Source organism: Legionella quateirensis, assembly GCF_001467955.1.
In the GTDB taxonomy this organism is placed as follows: Bacteria; Pseudomonadota; Gammaproteobacteria; order Legionellales; family Legionellaceae; genus Legionella; species Legionella quateirensis.
Map to the genome: position 1 here is coordinate 101,843 of NZ_LNYR01000006.1, position 19,964 is coordinate 121,806.

Below are 19,964 nucleotides of genomic sequence, written 5' to 3' on the forward strand. Positions count from 1 at the left end.
CCCGTCTTTGCGAGCAACGCGAAGCAATCCACAACGGAGCCTTATTGGATATGTGTTCTGGATTGCTTCGCGTTGCTCGCAAAGACGAACATTTCTACTGAATAGTAAATAATTATCCTCACTAGAATGATGGGGGATACCTCGGCTCGCAATTATGGCCTTTGATAACTCAATTTGTTTGTTGCATAAGCACTTAATCCCTGTTCCATATTAGGAGGGATTACTTAGCCGCCCCCCTATTGGTGTCCTTTTACTATCACTGTTATCTCAATCAGCTCTCTGTTTATTTTAGGTCAAGACTGATACTATTCTTCGCGTTCAGGATGGTCTGAAAGAATTGTAAACAATACCGCTCATCCTGTTTTTTTTAAAAATAACTGCCTGCTCTATATTTTCAAGGATATGAAATATCATGTTTTATAATAATAAGTTGAAACAATTAGTCAGTGCCCTGACTTTAATATTTAGTGTAATACCATTCGCTGTTCTTAATGCTGCAGACATTCCTTCCACCATTAATCCCCCATTGATTGATATAAAAATATTGGGAATTAATGATTTTCATGGTCAAATCAGTACGGGCAGAATGGTTAAAAATGAGCCGGTCGGAGGAGCTGCTGTTCTCGCGGCATACATTAAGCAGGCACAAGCCGGTATGGAAGATCGGACGATAATCACCATCATGGGAGATCAGGTAGGAGCTTCCCCTCCTTCTTCCGGAATACTTCATGATGAACCAAGTATTCTGTTTACTAACAGCCTGGGCAATACACACTGCAGTACAGAAGCTCGGATGAATCCCCAATGTAATATAGTTGCAACAGTTGGGAATCATGAATTCGATAAAGGTCAAAAAGCCATGTTTGATTTGATTTATGGCACGGATAACCCACCAACAGATAACTGGATTTCTTTGCCGAATTATCCGGGAGCCGCCTATCCGTTTATTTCTGCAAATATAGTTGATGAAAAAACCGAAAAACCACTGTTCCCACCCTATGTCATTAAAACGATACATGGTGTGCCAGTAGCATTTATCGGTGCTGTATTAAAGAATGCAGCGGGTTCAATGTTCCCTGATAATGCCAAAGGGGTTAAATTTTTGGATGAAGCCAGAACCATTAATCAGTATGTTCCGAAAATGAAAGCGCAAGGAGCTCAAATCATTATTGTGCTAATCCACGAAGGAGGCAATCAGGCTCCCTATGAAGGAGATACCAAGACCAACTCTCATGTTGAAGGTGGAATTAATGAAGTAATCGAACAATTAGACGATGATGTGGATGTGGTGATGGCCGGTCATACCCATCAATTTTTGAATGCCTATATTCCCAATCATCATGGGGTCAATATTCTGGTTACCCAGGCATACAGTTACAGTGCCGCTATTGCAGAAGTAACCTTGAAAGTCGATGCTAAGAGCCATAAAGTGAAACAAAAATCTGCTCGAATTATCACAACTTATGCCAACCGTGGGCCTGGAACACAACCCGATGAAAAAGCACTGCAGTTGGTTAAATTAGCAGAAGACACAGTAGAACCCATAATAAACAGCTATATAGGAACAGCACAAAATACTTTATCAAGAAAACAAAATAATGAAGGTGAATCAAACCTGGGCAATCTTGTAGCTGATGCATTTAAAGCAGAAATGGATGCCGATATAGGCATGACTAATCCGAGTAGTATGCGCGATGATATAAAATCCGGCATTGTTAACTGGGGGCATGTATATGCCGTTCTGCCCTTTGGCAATACTATAGTCAATGTTACGTTAACAGGGCAGGATCTCTATGATCTCTTTGAGCAACAATGGATGGGTCCCTATGATAACATGCTGCAAATTTCAGGACTGACTTATAGTTATGACCCAGCAAAACCTGTAGGACATAAAGTCATCACCATACACCATCAAAATAAACCACTGATTAAGAGTAAAACCTATACAATCGCCACTAATAATTTTCTGGCTACTGGAGGCGGTGTATTTTCAGTAATGGCACGAGGAACAATTATCAAGGTAGGTGAAAGCGATCAGGATACCGTCATGAATTATATTAAAAAATTACCGCAACCATTCACTGCAACCATAGAAGGTAGAATACAAAGAGTTTCATAATTCAAAACCACTAACCCTGAACTTAATAACTCATCCTGCCTGTGCAGGTAGGATGAGTAGGATCAGCAGATTCAATAAAGCAAAAAACACATTGGTTATTTCATCTGAAACAGAGAGTGTGTTGTCACCAAATCCTAATTTTACTTATTTTATCAATGGATATACCAATCTTCCCACTACTGGGATTTAATAATTATGATAAGATTATTATACCTATGAACTATCAGGATTTACGAAAAACCCCAAGACCGAGGCAAAAGGAGTTTTTAATAAGGGAGCTTAGACAAACAAAATGACCGAATTTAAATTCCTTTTAACGAAGAGATTGAGTGTTTCTCGTAAAAACTGACTAAATCATCACTGAGAAATCACCATAGACAGGAACGCTGAACGTTATTATAAAAGCTCTAAGGCTTTATTTCTGCCGGTAAAACCAGTAGTTGAAATTAATGGTTTTGAGCTAAAACTGGGATCTCGTCACTATCTGTTTCGAGAGAGTGAAACCCCATTTAATAACATCAGCAGTTCAAACATAGCAGCTAATAAATATTGTACGAGCAAATTACTGGAAAAAGCAGGCATTCCTGTACCTAATGCTGTCGCTATGCATGTTGATGACTTTCGACAAAATAAAACTAAGGAACTTGTTGCCGGCCTAAAATTCCCTTTAGTTTTAAAACCCTTATTAGATGGTTCTAAAGGCAAAGATGTACTTTGCAATATTCAGTCTATCGACCAGCTCATATATTTTTTAAATCACTATTTTTCCATTTATGAATTTTTAATGATCGAAGAGTTTCACGGAAATTTAAATTCATATCGAGTTCTGGTATTTAACAGACGGGTAATAGGAGTTGTCCAAAGATATCCCGCCTTCGTTACTGGTGATGGAACACATAATATCGAAGAACTGGTTGAACTGACTAATAAACAACGAAAAATAATTAATGACTTTTTAGGACCGATTGTTATTGATGATGAGGGTAAAATCAAACTGAACGATCTAGGAAAAAGTACCGATTATGTTCCGTCTGTAGGAGAGCGTGTAATACTGGCATACACCTCCAATGCAACCAGAGGAGGTACCTATGAGTCTTTGGGGAATCAGATGTGCAAGGAAAATCGTAAACTAATGAGCAGGGTTGCTTCAATATTAAATCTGGGCCTTGCCGGTATTGACGTAGAATGTACTGATATCAATATTCCAATAAGCCAATCCCATGGCGTAATAATTGAAGTCAATCATAGACCCAGTATTCGTATTCACGAACTTCCGTTAACGGGTAAACCGCATCTCGTAACCAAAACTATCATGCGTTCTTTTATCTACCGCCACCCATTCAGTTATTTATATGCCCTCTATACACATAGACCAACGGCTTTTTATATGAGAGCCTTTACAGTAAGTGTCATTTTGGGCGTATTGTATTGGTTAGCAGTTTGATACCTTTGCTCCAAGCTGTTTGTCACAGCTAAATACCCGTATTTTATATCCTGTTTTCCAAGATTATTAAATGCATAAGTACTATAATTAAAATATACGGATCTTACGAAATACTCCATGGTGTAATAGAGGTAATCAATGAACTCAGTCCAGCTATTAGATGCATCCTTAAGAGACGGAGGACATCGAACTAACTTCCATTTTTCTGATGATGAATTGCGCGGTATTTTGCTGCCACTTGATAATTCTGGTGTAGAATTCATTGAAATTGGTTACCGCAATGGCTCTTTGCATCCTATAGAAAATATAGGCAGGGCTGGAGTAACGGACAGAGATTATCTCCTCTTTTGCCAATCGTTAATTAAAAATTCAACGATCGCCGTCATGGCACATCCCAATAATGTTTCTGAAGACGATTTGTTAGAGCTTAAAGAGTGCGGTGTGGGATTGTTGAGAATTTGTATTGCCAAAAATAAATTAGCTGAAGCCTTTCCTGTAATTCAACTGGCGCAAAAATTGAAATTACTGATTTCGGTGAATTTCATCCATATGACCTACTATACAGATGACGAATTAGATGAAGTGGTTGAGCAGGTCAGTCACTACAAACCCGATATAATATATTTTGCAGATTCAAATGGCAGCATTTTACCTCAGCGGATCAAAGCAATTTATGAGCGCTATACTTCGAATTACTCAATTCCCTTTGGGTTTCATGCCCATGATAATATTGGTTTAGCCCAATCAAATGCATTGGCGGCACTAAGTTCAGGAGTTCAATTTATTGATGCCTCTCTTGCCGGTATGGGCAAAGGAACAGGAAACCTTAAAACAGAGTTTTTCATTGCCTACCTGCATGCCAATAATATTAAAAAATATGATTTACAAGCGGTGTTAACTGCATCAAACTACGTACGGGATGCACTTAATATTGGTCATGAGGCTATTGAAATGGATGAGTTTATCAGAGGAATTTCCGATTTTTCAACCGCCGATCTTAAATCATTGACGCAAAAACTTATTCCTGGAAATTAACCTTTTCTGGATTTGCACATGAGATAATAATGAAAAAAAAGAAAATACTGGTCCTGACCCCGGATACTCCTGACCCATCGTACATTGAATTAGTTGTCAACCCACTAACCTTTCTTGAGAGTGAATACAGTATTCACCCCATTGACTCACTGTGTATTATGGAAGACGTTCCCAAATCATCCTTTTACCAGTTATGGGCGCAAAAACTAAACGAGTACATTCCTCAATATGATGCTTTTTTTGGATTTTCATTTGGTGGAGTCATTATTCAACAGTGCTTTTCTTTATTCGCTAACACTGGAAAACCCATAGTGTTGTTTTCAACGCCAACGTATGCTGATCTTCCCCTCAGAAACAAACTTGAAGAGGTCATTGCACTGTGTAAAAACAATCAGGTTGATCTGGCGCTCCAAAGGCTTTATCAACACGTTTATTATCCCAATGACGCCCCCCAACAATCCCATGAATCCTTAAACAATCCAGCATCGGCAAATCGCGTGATCTATGGATTAAATCGAGTTTTGGAAAGTGATTCAACGTCTATAGTTACATCATGTACCGTCAATCATCTGCATTTAATCGGAGAGCAATCTCATTTAGTAAACAAGGACAATGTAGTTGAACCTAAAACAGGCACCGTACTTCAGGTTCCCAAAGCAGGAATGAGAGTATTAAGAGATAACCCCCATTATTGTCAAACAGCACTATGGGAGGCTTTGAATGCTTAACGCTAATAAGCACTTAAACATTGCAGTGTTACCTGGTGATGGAATCGGCGCAGAAGTGACCCACGCAGCAATTCCTATATTTGAACGATTGCAACTCCCTATACGTCTGAGTTTTGGGGACATCGGATGGTCCTATTGGAAATCGGAAGGCACGCCAATCCCCGCGAGAACCTGGCAACTCATATCTAATTCAGATACCACATTATTAGGAGCAATCACCAGTAAACCTCAAAGAGAGGCTATCAAAGAACTGGCAACTCAATTTCAGTATGACAAACTCAATTATCTTTCACCTATTATTCAATTAAGACAAAAGCTGGATCTGTTTGCCAATATCAGACCATGTTTTTCTATTAAAGACGAAAAAAGAGAATTTAATTTTTGCATTATCCGTGAAAATACAGAAGGCCTTTATTCGGGCTTTGATTATTATCCTTTGCCTGAATCAATCAATGATTTAATCTATGAAAACGAACGCTGGCGCACTATTCCAGCAAATGAGATCAGCTGTACTTTAAGATTACAAACAAAATCGGGATTAATCCGATTATTTCAATTTGCCTTTGACTACGCATCAACTCAAGGCATTAATCGGGTTACCTTTGCAGATAAACCCAATGTCTTGCGCCAAAGCAGTAATTTTGCCCGAGAATTATTTGAGGATATTGCCAGTCACTATCCTCACATCAATGCAGACATATTAAATGTGGATGCAGTAGCTTTATGGTTGATTAAACGACCAGAAGAATTTGGAGTAATAGTTGCCGAAAACATGTTTGGCGATATATTATCTGACGTTGGGGCTGGCGTTATGGGAGGCTTAGGCTTTGCGCCCAGCGCCAATATTGGCGAAAAAAGCAGTTACTTTGAGCCGGTTCATGGTAGTGGACCACAAATGAAAACTCACAGTGCCAATCCAAGTGCAATGTTCTTGACAATTTCTATGCTCCTGAATCATTTTGGTTTTAATGTGCAAGCAAAAAAAATTAGTGATTCGGTAGCCGCGGTTGTCCGTGAAGGACGTTTTATTACCTATGATTTGGGAGGCTTTAGCACGACGAAGGATATGGCTAAGGCAATTATTGATCACTATACGCAAATACAAGTCGAACGTGGAGACGCTTCATTTACTCTCAAGGAGAAGGATTCATTATCCACCACCATCCAGAAACTAAAAGAATACAGTACTTCAGAGATATCAGACGCGCTTGATTCCTGTGGTATTGAAGGCGCATTACTGCATATTAAACCCTTAACACCTGGATTGAAGCTTGTTGGACCCGCTTATACTGTCCTGTATAAACCGAATAAAAACAAATCATCAACTTTCAAAAATGCTGCGAATTATATCGATAAAGTCCCCCCTCATTCTGTAATTGTAATCGATAATCATGGTCAAAATGACTGTACTGTTTGGGGTGATATTCTGACACAGGTTGCTCTGCAAAATCATATTGCAGGTACTGTAGTTCATGGAGCAGTTCGTGATGTAAAAAATATTCGCACTGTTACATATCCCTTATTTTGTACTGATGTTTCTATGCGCTCAGGTAAAAATCGTGTTCACAAAACAGGGGAACAATGTTCATTAAACATTAATAAAGTACCCATCAATCCTGGCGATATGATAGTTGCAGATGATAATGGAGTCATTGTAATTCCCTTACAATGGTTAGCAGAAGTTATCGATAAGGTGCAAAATATTAAATCAACCGAAGACAAGATAAAATCTGCAGTTAAATCGGGCAGTACTCTTAAACAGGCCAGAACCAGGTTTCACTACGATCAACCTTGGTTAGATGATAAAAAATAAGGAATTATCTTGCAGGCTCTTGATGATTATAAGTTGATTGATATTCACTATCATGCCAATCCCGATCTTTATCTGCGCCGTTGGGATGCTCTTGAAGCAGGTAAAATCTATCAAAGCATCAATGGAGCTGTCGTTTTAAAAAGTCATCTGGGAGCAACCAGTATTCAGGCGACTCTGGCTCAAAGAATAGGGTTACCTGTCTTGCCCTCATTAGTATTAAATCACATCGCAGGTGGAATAAATTTTAGGGCGGTTCTCCAGGCGCTGAATGAATATCAACCCCTAATACCTGCCCGAATGATTGTACATTTCCCCACGATAACGGGACGAAAAATCAAATCACGATTGTCTCGAACAGTGACTCATCCGGAATTAGCCCCGTATAGTCTGAGACATGAAACACTTTTTAATGATCACTACCAACTGCGGGATGAAGTAATTGATGTATTAAAGATGGCAAAAGATTATCCCATTGTCCTTTCTACCGGGCATGCATCAGCTGATGAACTCTATCAATTGGTAGATGCCTGTATCCAATACAATGTAAGGTCTTTATTGCTTAATCAACCAGCAAACCCGCTCACCAATTTAAATGCCACACAATTAAAAGAATTAGCCAAACACGAATTCATCTGGATAGAGCAAACTCTGTTGACCTATGTATTAGAGCATCAAACTAAAGAAGATTTTGGTGAAGTACTCAGCTCGTTGCCACGAGTCATATACAGTTCAGATCTTGGACAAACCGATCAAATGGATATTAAACATTGGATTGATTATTCAGAACACGTGTTCTCTGAATTGAAATTATCGGAGCAACGAAAAAAAGAACTTCTATCTCTTAATGCACTAAATATTCTGAAGTTATGATCTAATACGGTTCAAAACCAGGTAACACAACCATCTCTCTTGAACTATTTTAAACCCACGGCGAATTCATAAGATCAAAGAAAGAGCTCACGTAAAAAATCCAGTGTAGTTATCCAGGAACGATGATCAGCACTCTCGTTATAATGCAATCCCATCTCATCATCATTGGCCTCAGGATTAGTAAACGAATGTTGCGTGTGCCCATACATATGAATTTGCCAATCGGCTTTTCTTTCATTCATTTCACCTGCGATATGACTTATTTGATCGGGCTTAACCAAGGGATCATCATAACCATGTAAAATGAGTATTTTACTGTTAATCGGTTGATAGTTCGAATGTTCAGGGGAAGTAAGCAAGCCATGAAAACAGACAACGCCTTTAACATCTGCCTGTGAACGAGCCAAATCCAACACACATAACCCGCCAAAACAATAACCTATGGCCGCAATGTTTGTTTTATCTACACAAGGTAATTGAGTCAATACATCAACCGCTGCGTTTATACGTGCGGCTAATTTAGATCTATCCTGCATCAAAGGAGCCATTAAGGCTCTTCTTTCTGTTTTATCAGCTCCTGTTCGGGCTTGCCCATACATATCTACTGCAAAACCGACATATCCTAATGCCGCAAGTTGTCTGGCTTTATTACAAAAAGTTTCACTACGACCAACCCAATCATGAACTACCATCACAGCAGAAAGAGGTTGAGTCAAATTGCTATCGTAAGCAATAAAGCCTCGACATACGGTCTTACCGTCCATATATTCTATTTCATTTGTTACTATCACGTTGATTCTTAAGAATAAAAAAACAAACTATATAGAATAGAATATACAGATACAAGTTTTATTATTCATCGGATGCAGGAAGCAATTACTGGTAAGAATGCAATCGATCCATGTGACCGATTGCCTTATAAATTGATTTGATATTATTCGGCACCAGCTCCACCGCCTGGCATTTTCGCAGGTCCGCCGCCACCACCGCCGCCACCGCCGCCGCCTCCACCACCAGATGAAGAGCTGCTACCTGAAGCAGACGCATCGCCCCCTCCAGAAAGAGCTTGACTGTTTATGCCAAGTTTCTTATCGGCAATAGCCCCCATTTTTTGTCCCATTTGTGCTTGTGCGCCTTGAGTCTGTTCAGCACCTGCTTTTACCCCGGCTTTCAACTCATCACCCCAACCAGCGGCTTCCTGCCCCAAACTTTCTGGCGTACCGCCTATCCATCTTAATACCTTGTCTGGCAAATATGAAATCAGAGTAAATGCTTTTTGAACAATAATAAGGTATGTGGTGGTATATATCAGTATAGAGAAGAAATACGCATAAACACCTGCCCAATCAGTATAACCGATTGAACCATAACCTCCTGTACCGGAACCACCAGTATCAAAATTTTCCTTACCCGGCAATTGGAAACCCCCGTATTTGGTACCGGATTTATCCAAGTCATAATTACCTGTTTGAATAAACGATATCGCATGATCGAATCCTGCGTTCAGTATCCAAATGCCTACATAGGACAATGCAATTGCTGAAATATATCCAATGATCATCATGGAGGGTCTTAAAAACACATTCATCAAAATCATAATGGCTGCTTCACCTTTACCAAATGCATCATGACCTTCGGGATGAGTAACCCCTAAAGCAACGATAGGCGCCGCGACCATGGCCTCGATCACCGCAATGAGCCAGGCAATCGTTCCAAATGTAAAAATCATGTAGGGCAAGACCGGAATATAATAAGCGGTAACAAATCCTACCGAAACCATGGTTCCAACCCATGCCAGTAACAGTGGCATGGCTAATCCGATTAACGCAAATATAAACAATCCAAAAGGAAACAAGATAGCACTACTTACGGCTATATTAACTAGCATAAGCCATAGATTAGCCGAGAAATTAATGTAGTAGATTCCCATATTCGACAGAGCAACGATCGGGTTTATCCCCGGCTCGGAAACCTTCATCAATCCCGCTTTAAATATTTCCTTCATTCCTTCCAAAGGAACCATCAAGAAGGCCATAACCACCTGGTTAATAATGTCAGAAAACATTTTCAAAAGCATATTATATAAGTTTCTGAAAATGGCATTATAAAATAAATTTCCAAACATCCTTCCTAAACAAAAGGAGAAGAACAATATTCTAACTCGACCGCAATCAAAATCACCTTTTGGCAAATAATATTGTTCAGTAGATATGCTGAACTTCATCATATTGGCAAATTGAAGAGGTGCTATCCCTGGTTGCCCTGGTAATCGAACCATCACAGAGTTATTAACGAACCCATAAACAGTTGATGACTGCAGATTGCCGATTACCTTACGTTGAGCATCATCCTTCAAACTGGGTTTCTGAACTAAATCACCTATCGTAGACCCATTAATTACTGCCTGTACTTTATCCAAAGGAGACTTATCACCTGCAAACCAGGTACATAATAAAGCATAGGGTCCAGAGCAGCTATTCTTTTCACCAAAGCTCGAAACCAAATTTGTAGGATCAAAAGTACTCGTATCCAAACCCGTATTAGTATCGAATTGATTGGAGCCAGTTATTGCATTACCATTTAATTTCACCAAATCGAAAAAATAAGAGCCGGCCAGAATCCAACCTTGATTTGTCGCTTTATTGATAAAATCACGTGAAGAATTATCATTGTTTACATCATTTGCCTGCTTTATAAGATTAAGCGTTGGCATCATTATGGCGTTATAATCAGTAATCGCACCTAAAAATTCCGTTCCGTTAAACAGTACGCCTGAATTGGTACCTGTTGGCGTCGGTACTGGCCCCCAAATCTCGCAATTTTGTGAATAATCAGTACATATTTGACCTTGAGCGGTATAAGGTACACCGAATTGTTGTTTGGCAACCTTTGAGAAATTTGTTGATGTAGTTCCAGGATTCGTACTGGCTAAGTCAGGATCATTATTAACGATAACCTGAGCCACGGTAGATAAACTTATATACATTTGCTGAATTGCAATCGCTCTCGACATTTGCGCTGTTTCAAGTTGAGAGGCTGTAAGTTGCTTATAAAGATTAGGGCTGGTAGAACTCGAGCTTTTATTCGGATCGACCAAATCACTTATCGTGTTCCATTTAAGGGTTCCGCAAATCCCATTTAAAAAATACAAAGGTGAAGTGGAATCAAAATTGGGCATTGGAAGCGTAAAACTGTTAGCTCCTTTATTATTACTCTGTGTCATCACCGCATTAACTGTTCCTAAAAAATCTTGAACTGATGTTTTGCAAAAATTATCCATGGCGGTAGTAGGATTTCCTGAGCAAGGGCCTACATCACTCGCTTGCGACTCCAGATAACTTTTCCTTTGTGCTTCTATTTTATTTTGCAAGCCTAACATACACACTTGGCCCGCAAGAATAGTCATTGCCCCATCGGAAACACCACCAGTCGATGACGCGGTCAACGCATCTGCTGGATTCGTCTGCGCCTGGATGATGACCCCTCCCCGATTTAAATAACCCAAAGCAGCTTCCCATACCTTATCTGCTGCACCAATCCCCTGTACAATGACCCACATGACAAAAATCTGCATTAAGCAATAGCCAGAGGCTTTGGGAATTAATAAAGCCAATCCCATAGTGGAACGCAAAGGGATCCATATTGAAGACCATTTTTGTCCAAGCATCTGCCCTTCATGGGCAGTATTCATAGTAGACACCAGGAGGGTGTACATTATGATGATTCCACCCAATGCTAATACTGCGGAGTTGAATACGCCAAACATGGTGCCCATAATCTGGCTTCCTGTGCCATGCAGCACGCCGTCAACCACACCAAATAGATTACCCAGAAAAATGACGGAAAGATCACTTGCCGGAGGAGCAAAACTCAAAGCAGCGGAGTCGGCAGCGAAAAGCAAAGCGGGACACAAGGTCAGGAGAACAGTTAAAACCAGTTTATTCATTCTTTCTCCCCCAATATACCTTGCCTGTACCATTCTTTAATAGTACAACCCAATTTTCTGTGTTTAATTTGGAAATACCAAAAATGATAACGAAATGCCAAAACCAGTGCGATCAGCATAACAACCAGACTCACAATTGTGGCTTTAAACGATCCGTAAAATAATTGATATCCCATATAAATAAAAATCATAAAGGCAGCTGCTAACATAACAATGCTTAAACGCAATAATGCATTTTGTTTTATTACCAAGTCAGCATCAGATAATTTCAGCTTATCTACAGCCGAATCAAAAGATTCAACTTCAACTTCCTTCTGAGTTACGAATAAACGCTTGAATCCATTTAGAAGATAAAGGGTAAATGCCTTCATTCTGTCCCAATCAGACCATGCGCGAATGTTGATGATTCGCTTGAAAATACTACCAATCCTAGTACCTGATTTCTTTTTCATATTTTTTACTTTTTTAATAATGGACTTTTACCCTTCATAATATACTATAGTAGTATGTAGTGGATTCGTCCATCAACTTATCACAGTAAAAAAAGAGTAAAAAATGCCTGATCTCAGTCACGAAGCATCTGCTAAATACTGGTTTGAATATTTAGACCCCATGATTTACAGAGTAATTACCTTTATGGAAAGTGTTGAAGACTGGACTCTTGATGGAAATCCTGAGTTTGAAGAAGCAATGACTCAGTTGGGTAAAGAACTGGATGATATCGAAAAAATTGACCTGGGAATAATGGCTGAAGAAGAAAAATTTATCCGTATTGTAGGAAACATTAAATCAGGTAGAGGACTACGCTTACTTCAGGCAATAGATACTGTTCACCCCGGAAGTGCTTCCAGGGTATTAATTCATGCCGAGGAAACCAGTATTGGCAGTCATGATCCTGCCGGCTTTTTCCTGAAAAGAAATATAGTATTTGAACGTTTACGTTTATTGTCGCGAGTTTTTTGTCAATACCGCCTGAAACTCGTTTTACGCGCACTTGAAGGGGATGAATAATGAAGTTAATGTCAAAATGTTCACTAGTTACGTTGTTTTGCCTTACCAGTTATTCTGTAGTTGTTACTGCTACAGGGAATATTATGGACGATCCAATTCCAACCACAAATAACAGTGATTTGACCACGTATTTAAAAAATCTGGGAAACTATCTGGGCTTTGACTTAACAACTAAAAATCCTCCAACCCCTCCAGAAAATTATACTGCAGCATTACTAAACGAAGTCGATGCCAGTCTCTTTCAAAATTATCTATTTAGTACCTTTTTTGGGGCTCTTCCTGTAAACGCGATGAATCAAGTAGTAAAACAATTTGTACCAACCGCTACTCCTGGTGCCAAGGGTTTAAACGATCTTGCCAATACAACGTTCAAGAATTATGCTGGCGACTCCTCCTCAAACAATAATAATGTTACTGCTTCTCCTTTGCTTGATCAGCCAACCTCAAATAAAGGTTCATTCTTACCAGACCCGGTAAGTCAGGCAATTTTTAATATTTTAGGCACCCCTGATTTTTCTTATTGTATGAATAATGATGCTTCTGCCTGGAATAAAGGAGATTGTCAGTATAAGTATCAAGATAAAGTAATCTATAATACGGCTGGCTATATTCCTCAAGCAACAGAGTTCTTTAGTTATGGCTACAATCAAAAATTCATCAATCAACTTAATAGCAACTCATTGATAGCCCCATTACTCTATTCAAACGATCAAATTCCCTCCTCAGATGCAATGCAATCCGTGTCAAAACCAGGGTCATCTCCAGGTTTAACTGCACAAAATCAAGCTCAGATAGCAAATAACTTCATACGCTATGCTTCTGGAATGGTATCACCATCCTCTTTGCCCAAATTGAAGGACTATGGCGATTTATATATATTGGCAACCAAAAACGCTGGAGCCAATCCTCCTGATGCTCAGCAAATGCAAGCCCAAGCCACATTGAGCAGCTACTTTAACAACCTGAGAGTGTACGCTGCGCAAAGCTCCGTTGGTATTAGCAATTTATACTATATAATGTCCAAACGATTGCCTCAAGAACAACCCTCTCCAGGCGGCAATAGCTCACCAGTGGTATCGCAGGCATTAAGTGAATTTAATATGGCAACATGGCGAATATTGAATCCTAAAGCACAAACTGGCAAAGATGGACTCCCAACACAGTGGATGCAGCAGCTGGATACAGCTTCCTCAGCGACAATTCAAAAAGAAATTGCCGTATTACTGGCAGAAATTAACTATCAAATGTATTTGGATCGTCAATTGCAGGAGCGAATTCTATTAACGAATACAATCATGTTGATGCAGAATTTAAAAGCAAGTGAACCATCTGCCGATTTTAGCACTCAAGGTAGTGATGCTGAGTCCACTACTTCAGATACCAGTGAATAATATCCTCATTGAAGCTCCTGGAACAATCCAGGAGCTTATTCATCCAAAACAATTTTAGCGTACACAATAATCGAATCAAAACGCTTAAATCTGCAAAAAACCGATGTATGTCACTTGAAAGTCACATCGGATTTCCTAAGCAATGGTTGCATTAAATTGCCAGGATAGCATTTTTTTGTTGCTGAACAAGAAAAATTCTCCAAATTGATTTTCTTCTGAATGTGCATTAATTGATTCACTTTAATGAAAATCAGTAAAACAGAGGTGCAAAAAATAGCTGATATGGTATTATTCCAATCAAAATTTTAAACGAATATTGAAATTACCTGCAAAGGAATAATTAATCTCAGGATGAGTTAACCCTTATATCAGTGAGCAGTTATGTCCAAACCCTATGTTTTTTATATCAGTGGGATGAGCTGCGCGAGTTGCAGTAACGGAATTGAAGCTTATCTAAAAGCAACTAAAATCCCGGAAATTGACTCCTTTCATGTTGATTTCTCAACTCAGGATCCCAAAAAAACGACGATAATACTTAAAAACCCCGAGATTGACCCTGCTAAAGAAAATCACCAACGCATTTGGAACGATATTAAAGGCCATATTGAAGATATTGGGTACAAGTGCGAAACATATAACTACAGTCCAAATAACAAACATAATGCCCAGGAAAAAACGACCACTCCAGAACTAGAACAAAATACCAATCCAAAAAAAGAATCCTCCAACACGCTATTTGATTTGGGAAAAAAAATTCTTGCGTCTCATTGGTTTCTCGGGGCATCAGGATGTATTTCCGGAATAGCGTTACTGGTACTGTCTCTGACCATGGGAGGATTACCATTACTTGCCATGCTCCCGCTTGCTGGCCTAAGTATCGTGTTAACACTGCTGCTTGGAGCGCGTTCCTATTCTGAAGCATGGAAAAAATTCGTTACTACCCAAACCTTAACCATGGACACTCTATTTGCCATAAGCACCATTTCTGTGATTGTGGTATCCCTTACTTCATTTTTTATACCATGGCTTCCTATGATGTTTGAAGCAGGATTGCTTATTTATGGCTTTAGACATATTGGGATTGCTATAGAAGAAACTATCAAAGAAAAAATCAGTTCAGCACAGTTTCAAGACAGAGCCCCAAAACAAGTGAGATTGTCATTGCCTGACGGTACGCAAGATATGGATTTGCATCAAATTAAGAAGGATGACTTCATTGTACTATTTCCAGGTGAAATTATCCCAATGGACGGACTTTGTGAAAATGAAAGTATTATTTATACCACGATCATTACCGGCGCAATTTTGCCCAGACATTTTCGTGCGGGAGAAAAAGTACTTGCGGGTATGCGGCTGGCAGATGAGGTTCCTTCTTTAAAAATTCGCGTGCTGAGACCAGCAAAACAATCCTATCTTGCACGACTTGATGAGGGTATCGAACAATCCATCAATGAAAAAGCACCACTGGAGATAAAAACAGGAAAACTTCTTGCCTATTTTATTCCTGCGGTCATCACCTTGGCCATTACCTCCGGTATTATAATAGGTATATTCTTCCCTGCTGCAATCGCAATACAATGTGCCATATCTGTCCTGGTTTCAGCATGTCCTTGCACCTTAGGCTTAATTATCCCTCTGGCAGTAAAAACTGGAATTCATAAAGCAGCAGAGCATGGAGTACACTTTAAAAATTCTAAAATTCTGCAAGAAGCGGAGCAAATAGATACCATAGTATTTGATCTGAATGGTACATTAACTACAGGAGTTCCAATAGTAAAACGTTATTCTGTTATTAATAACGCCAATATCTCTCCCGATGATTTTCTGGCTCTGTGCTCCGCACTGGAAGAAAGCTCAACACATCCCGTAGGTAAATCAATCCATGCTTATTGCAATAAAAACAGTTCTCGAACATTTTCTGTTACAAAACCCAATGACTCACATCATTCAGGCATCTTTGGATGCATCAATGGCAAAGATTACACCATAGGCAGTCCTTCTCTAATGAATGAGATTGGTATTTCAACAACATCCATAGAAGCAAATCTTGAGTTGGAAGCTGGAGATAGCCTTGTATTTATGGCTGAAGAAAAGAATCTGATTGGATATATTATTATTACCGATCCCCTACGAAAAGATGCATTTAAAACCATCAAAACATTGACTGACATGGGCAAGGTAGTACATCTATGTACCGGAGCCGACGAAAAAACGGCATTACGCTATGCCAAGGCCTTAGGCATAACCAACATCCATGCAAACGCTGTTGCTACTGATCTGGAAAATGGCGATAAATCCAAACCTGCTTACATAAAAGGCTTACAGCTCAAAGGACATAAAGTAGCCATGGTGGGAGATGCCGCCAATGATGCCCGAGCCATAGCCGCCAGTGATCTGGGCATTGCCGTGCTCTCTCAGGATAGTGATGAATTAACCCAACAACATGCTGGTGCAGTAATCCAAAATGGCACCTTATTGCCTATAATTAGTACCTTTGCTGTTTCTCAACAAACGGTATCGAATATAAAAGAGAATTTACTTTTTAGTCTTGGCTATAATATAGCCGCGGTACTGGTCGCTGGAGGGTTACTGGTAGCTGTTGGAATTACCCTGAATCCAGCAGTTGGGGTCGCATTAATGGCAATTCAAGCCAGTCTCATTCTGCTCAATGTCTATCGTTTTAAAGAACAACCGGTCAAACAACTTCAGGAAACACAACAGCCTCAAGAGGTATTTGGCTCATCTCATCAAGTGATAAAGAAACACTCACCAGTCCATCAGATCACAGCATCTAATGAATACTTTGAGACACTTAATAGCACTGAGGCTAACTCCCCCCCCCTCAATTCGGGGTATCTATGGAAGATTGTATCAGCGCCTCAATCTGAAGCGAATAAAGTGCAACAAAATACAGAAGATAGATCTGGTTTAGAATGTAATATCTGATATGAGTGAATCCAAACTTAATTAAGCTCAAACAGAACCATGCATTTTATAACGCGTGTCAGGGATGGCAAGTTGAATAAACCGCACCATTGATAAACCACAGAAGACATCTTAATCAATTACTGTACATCATTGCAATTCGATATCAAAAAAGTGACAATAAGGCAAAAAATAGACGAGGTTGATTTTAATGCCAGCAGAAGTAGTGAATCAGTTAGTAACCGCAGAAGAAAAACCTGGAATTCAAAGTTTAAAAATTCTGTCAGCCAATGCAATCGCAAAAACAAACCCCAGTTTATTTTTTACCCTGCACAACAAAGGTATGCCACCTGAAATACACGATGATTATGTTAATGCAACCATACAGCAAAAGGTCGATGAGCAAGTAACTGTTTATAAAGAAAAAAAACAAGAACGCCATGATAATATTGATGATTGTACCGAGAGGCTCTCTTCAAGTGAATGCTTCGTAAAAGTCTCATCATGTACTTTTTCTATGATGTTCAGTGGTTTACATGTAGGAACCTATTTTATTCTTAAAGCGGCCGAAACAACCCCCTCTACTCAATTAACATTTATCTGCACCATACCGGTTACCTTTTTCGTGAGTCTGTGCGTTGGAATGTGTCTGGCGAAACCTGCTGCGAGAGGGTTAGCACATTGTTTTATACCCTCTGTATCCGATCATCTGACTATTGATTTGAATGAAGTTGAGAGTAATTCTGTCTTAAAACGCCCATAAACAGTTCTCCAGGATCACATTATCGCTTTATTTTATTCGATAGGAACGTAAATCCAGCGGTAACCAATGTTTGAATTAAAATAATGGGCACAGTATTCGCTTTCCCAAGATTTTTTACCAACAAACGAGGTGCCGTTACAGCAAGTGTATTAAATAACACACTGAAGAAGCGTCCTGATTTACGATATTTAATTGCAATAAAAATAGTTGGACTTAAAACTACGGCGATAAGAACACCGTATTGATGAATGACATTTCTTAAATACACTTTATGCATTTGTAATCGATGTTGGTGATTTTTTAATCGATTTGTTATTAGCATTATCTCTAGTTTCGTTTTCTTCCGTGAGTTCATGTGTATTAGGCTCTTTATTAGAAAAAAATTCTCTGGTATTTACAAAACTCATATTTTTTAAATGAATACTTAAGTATTTCATTAAAACGAATAAGATGATGACATTGACAACCAATATTAAAGAACAGGTTAGAGCAAAACTTCCCAGTACTCTAAATAAATAATATCCTGACAATATCATTGTTGAAAACCATACTGAAAGAAGGATAACGAATATCATACAAATAGTTAAAACTAAGGGATAAATACTCTGCCCTGCCAGTCTGGCCTCACATTTTAGTAATGCTAAAAAAGTCTTATAAAGATTTAAATATTCAGAAATATAACCTTCTAAATGCTCCAATACTTTGATCATTTTCTTAATAATGCAGCCAATAACACTCCTACTCCTGCAGCAACGAGTACTGAAGTAAGCGGTTTTTCTTGAATTTTCTGTACTAGTTTATCTGAGTACTCTTTAACGACTTCTTCAGCATCAGATACTTTATGAACGCCTTCTTGATACACTTCGTTAGCAAATTTTTTGCCTTCGTTAATTAAATCTTCTGCAGCTGCAGCAACATGAGAACTATTGGTATTTCTATTTTTAATATCAACTTTTGATTTTGTAGAGGCCATTGTAATCATCCTTGAAAAAATTATATTGTTTAGTGTAGTTCAGATAACAGTATTTTGCACCAAGGCCTGACTAAATTCAGTATTCAATTTCTTCCTCAGTATTAAATTGTTTTAAATAGTTTAGAATAATCACAAATTTCAGGAGTTATAATGAATCAATTTTTTCATGGCATGCTCTATTTACTACAAGGTTTTCAGCATCTTCTCACTCATGGTCTGAAGCGATTTATAATCGTGCCAATGGCCTTAAATTTTATCTTGTTCGCGGGATTATTTTATTTTACTTATCATTATGTGTTCTCTTTCACATCCTACTATCTGGACAAGTTACCCTCCTGGCTAAGCGTTCTCAGTGGGATATTTTTTATTATTTTTATAATCAGTTTTTTCTTACTGTTTTTCTCCTTGTTTACGGTAGTATTTAATGTAATAGCGGCTCCTTTTAATGGCTTATTAGCAGAAAAAACCCAAATTATTCTTTACAACAGTAGGCCGCCATCACTTCCTTTTTTTAAAATGGCACTTCGTACAATGAAACGTCAAGGAGAGTTTTTAAAATTCTATTTACTACGTTTTTTCGGTATCTGTCTTTTATTTTTCGTACCCTTTATCCAACCTGTGTATCCTTTCTTATGGTTTTTGTTCACCTCATGGATGATCAGTGTCCAATATCAAGACTTCGCTATGGATAATAATTTAGTGAGTTTTCAAGACCTGAAACAGAATGTAAAAAATAATAAAATGCGTTCATTAGGCTTTGGGACATGTATCAATCTGGTCAGTTTTATACCGATAGTAAATATCCTGGTCATGCCTGCAGCAGTTATTGGAAGTACCATGCTATTTTGTGAAAACAATAAACATTTGCGAAGGACATCACCAAGCCCTAATTGAAACAACACAAGTCAAACATCCGGTTCCAAGTACTAATTGGAATTAACGATAA

The 19,964-nt window shown here is 38.8% G+C and carries 17 protein-coding genes; 11 read left to right on the top strand and 6 right to left on the bottom strand.

All coding sequences use genetic code 11. The features are described 5' to 3' along the window. Window positions 1–412: 412 nt before the first annotated feature. From Lqua_RS02930 to Lqua_RS02955, 6 genes are all read left to right on the top strand, one after another. Window positions 413–2,119: a bifunctional metallophosphatase/5'-nucleotidase gene (locus Lqua_RS02930; RefSeq protein WP_058472791.1), complete on the top strand. Its 1,707-nt coding sequence runs from the start codon at window positions 413–415 to the stop codon at window positions 2,117–2,119. Between the two features lie 466 nt (window positions 2,120–2,585). Then, the gene (locus Lqua_RS02935; RefSeq protein ID WP_274519349.1) at window positions 2,586–3,563 is read left to right on the top strand and encodes a UDP-N-acetylmuramyl peptide synthase; all 978 of its coding nucleotides are present in this window, start codon (window positions 2,586–2,588) and stop codon (window positions 3,561–3,563) included. 138 nt (window positions 3,564–3,701) lie between these two features. After that, a complete protein-coding gene (locus Lqua_RS02940) occupies window positions 3,702–4,598 on the top strand; it encodes a beta/alpha barrel domain-containing protein (protein ID WP_058472793.1) in 897 nt (298 codons plus the stop codon). Between the two features lie 29 nt (window positions 4,599–4,627). After that, window positions 4,628–5,326 (top strand): hypothetical protein, encoded by a 699-nt coding sequence (locus Lqua_RS02945; RefSeq protein ID WP_058472794.1) that lies wholly within the window; start codon window positions 4,628–4,630, stop codon window positions 5,324–5,326. Further along, complete coding sequence (locus Lqua_RS02950; protein WP_058472795.1) at window positions 5,319–7,139, top strand: isocitrate/isopropylmalate family dehydrogenase; 1,821 nt, start codon at window positions 5,319–5,321, stop codon at window positions 7,137–7,139. Before Lqua_RS02945 ends, Lqua_RS02950 begins: the two co-directional genes overlap by 8 nt. Before the next feature lie 9 nt (window positions 7,140–7,148). Continuing rightward, window positions 7,149–8,009 (top strand): DUF6282 family protein, encoded by an 861-nt coding sequence (locus Lqua_RS02955; protein WP_058472796.1) that lies wholly within the window; start codon window positions 7,149–7,151, stop codon window positions 8,007–8,009. Between the two features lie 74 nt (window positions 8,010–8,083). On the opposite strand, the gene Lqua_RS02960 is transcribed toward Lqua_RS02955, so the two are convergent. From Lqua_RS02960 to icmV, 3 genes are all read right to left on the bottom strand, one after another. Further along, window positions 8,084–8,800 (bottom strand): dienelactone hydrolase family protein, encoded by a 717-nt coding sequence (locus tag Lqua_RS02960; RefSeq protein ID WP_083501237.1) that lies wholly within the window; start codon window positions 8,798–8,800, stop codon window positions 8,084–8,086. A 143-nt stretch (window positions 8,801–8,943) separates the two neighbouring features. Then, window positions 8,944–11,955: a type IVB secretion system protein DotA gene (gene dotA / locus Lqua_RS02965; RefSeq protein ID WP_058472797.1), complete on the bottom strand. Its 3,012-nt coding sequence runs from the start codon at window positions 11,953–11,955 to the stop codon at window positions 8,944–8,946. Beyond that, entirely contained in the window at window positions 11,952–12,407 is a 456-nt protein-coding gene (gene icmV / locus Lqua_RS02970; RefSeq protein WP_058472798.1) for a type IVB secretion system protein IcmV, read from the bottom strand. Before icmV ends, dotA begins: the two co-directional genes overlap by 4 nt. Window positions 12,408–12,510: 103 nt before the next feature. Between icmV and icmW the strand changes: the two genes are divergently transcribed. The 4 genes from icmW to Lqua_RS02990 all read left to right on the top strand — a co-directional run bounded on the left by icmW (window position 12,511) and on the right by Lqua_RS02990 (window position 18,045). Beyond that, complete coding sequence (gene icmW, locus Lqua_RS02975; RefSeq protein ID WP_058472799.1) at window positions 12,511–12,966, top strand: type IVB secretion system protein IcmW; 456 nt, start codon at window positions 12,511–12,513, stop codon at window positions 12,964–12,966. Beyond that, the gene (icmX, locus tag Lqua_RS02980) at window positions 12,966–14,357 is read left to right on the top strand and encodes a type IVB secretion system protein IcmX (RefSeq protein WP_058472800.1); all 1,392 of its coding nucleotides are present in this window, start codon (window positions 12,966–12,968) and stop codon (window positions 14,355–14,357) included. The genes icmW and icmX overlap by 1 nt, the downstream gene beginning before the upstream one ends. Window positions 14,358–14,738: 381 nt before the next feature. Further along, window positions 14,739–17,303, top strand: coding sequence for a heavy metal translocating P-type ATPase (locus Lqua_RS02985; protein WP_058472801.1), 2,565 nt, complete (start codon window positions 14,739–14,741; stop codon window positions 17,301–17,303). Between the two features lie 190 nt (window positions 17,304–17,493). Continuing rightward, window positions 17,494–18,045: a hypothetical protein gene (locus Lqua_RS02990; RefSeq protein ID WP_058472802.1), complete on the top strand. Its 552-nt coding sequence runs from the start codon at window positions 17,494–17,496 to the stop codon at window positions 18,043–18,045. Window positions 18,046–18,064: 19 nt separating this feature from the next. Here the strand turns inward: Lqua_RS02990 and Lqua_RS02995 are convergent, their stop codons facing one another. From Lqua_RS02995 to Lqua_RS03005, 3 genes are read right to left on the bottom strand one after another with little or no spacing between them, the layout of a single operon-like run. Continuing rightward, complete coding sequence (locus Lqua_RS02995) at window positions 18,065–18,322, bottom strand: hypothetical protein (protein WP_058472803.1); 258 nt, start codon at window positions 18,320–18,322, stop codon at window positions 18,065–18,067. Beyond that, window positions 18,315–18,743, bottom strand: a complete 429-nt coding sequence (locus Lqua_RS03000; protein ID WP_133141078.1) for a hypothetical protein — start codon at window positions 18,741–18,743, stop codon at window positions 18,315–18,317. Before Lqua_RS03000 ends, Lqua_RS02995 begins: the two co-directional genes overlap by 8 nt. 8 nt (window positions 18,744–18,751) lie before the next feature. Next, complete coding sequence (locus Lqua_RS03005; RefSeq protein WP_058472805.1) at window positions 18,752–19,018, bottom strand: DUF883 C-terminal domain-containing protein; 267 nt, start codon at window positions 19,016–19,018, stop codon at window positions 18,752–18,754. A 150-nt stretch (window positions 19,019–19,168) separates the two neighbouring features. Between Lqua_RS03005 and cysZ the strand changes: the two genes are divergently transcribed. Further along, window positions 19,169–19,912, top strand: coding sequence for a sulfate transporter CysZ (gene cysZ, locus Lqua_RS03010; protein ID WP_058472806.1), 744 nt, complete (start codon window positions 19,169–19,171; stop codon window positions 19,910–19,912). The last annotated feature ends 52 nt before the right edge of the window (window positions 19,913–19,964 follow it).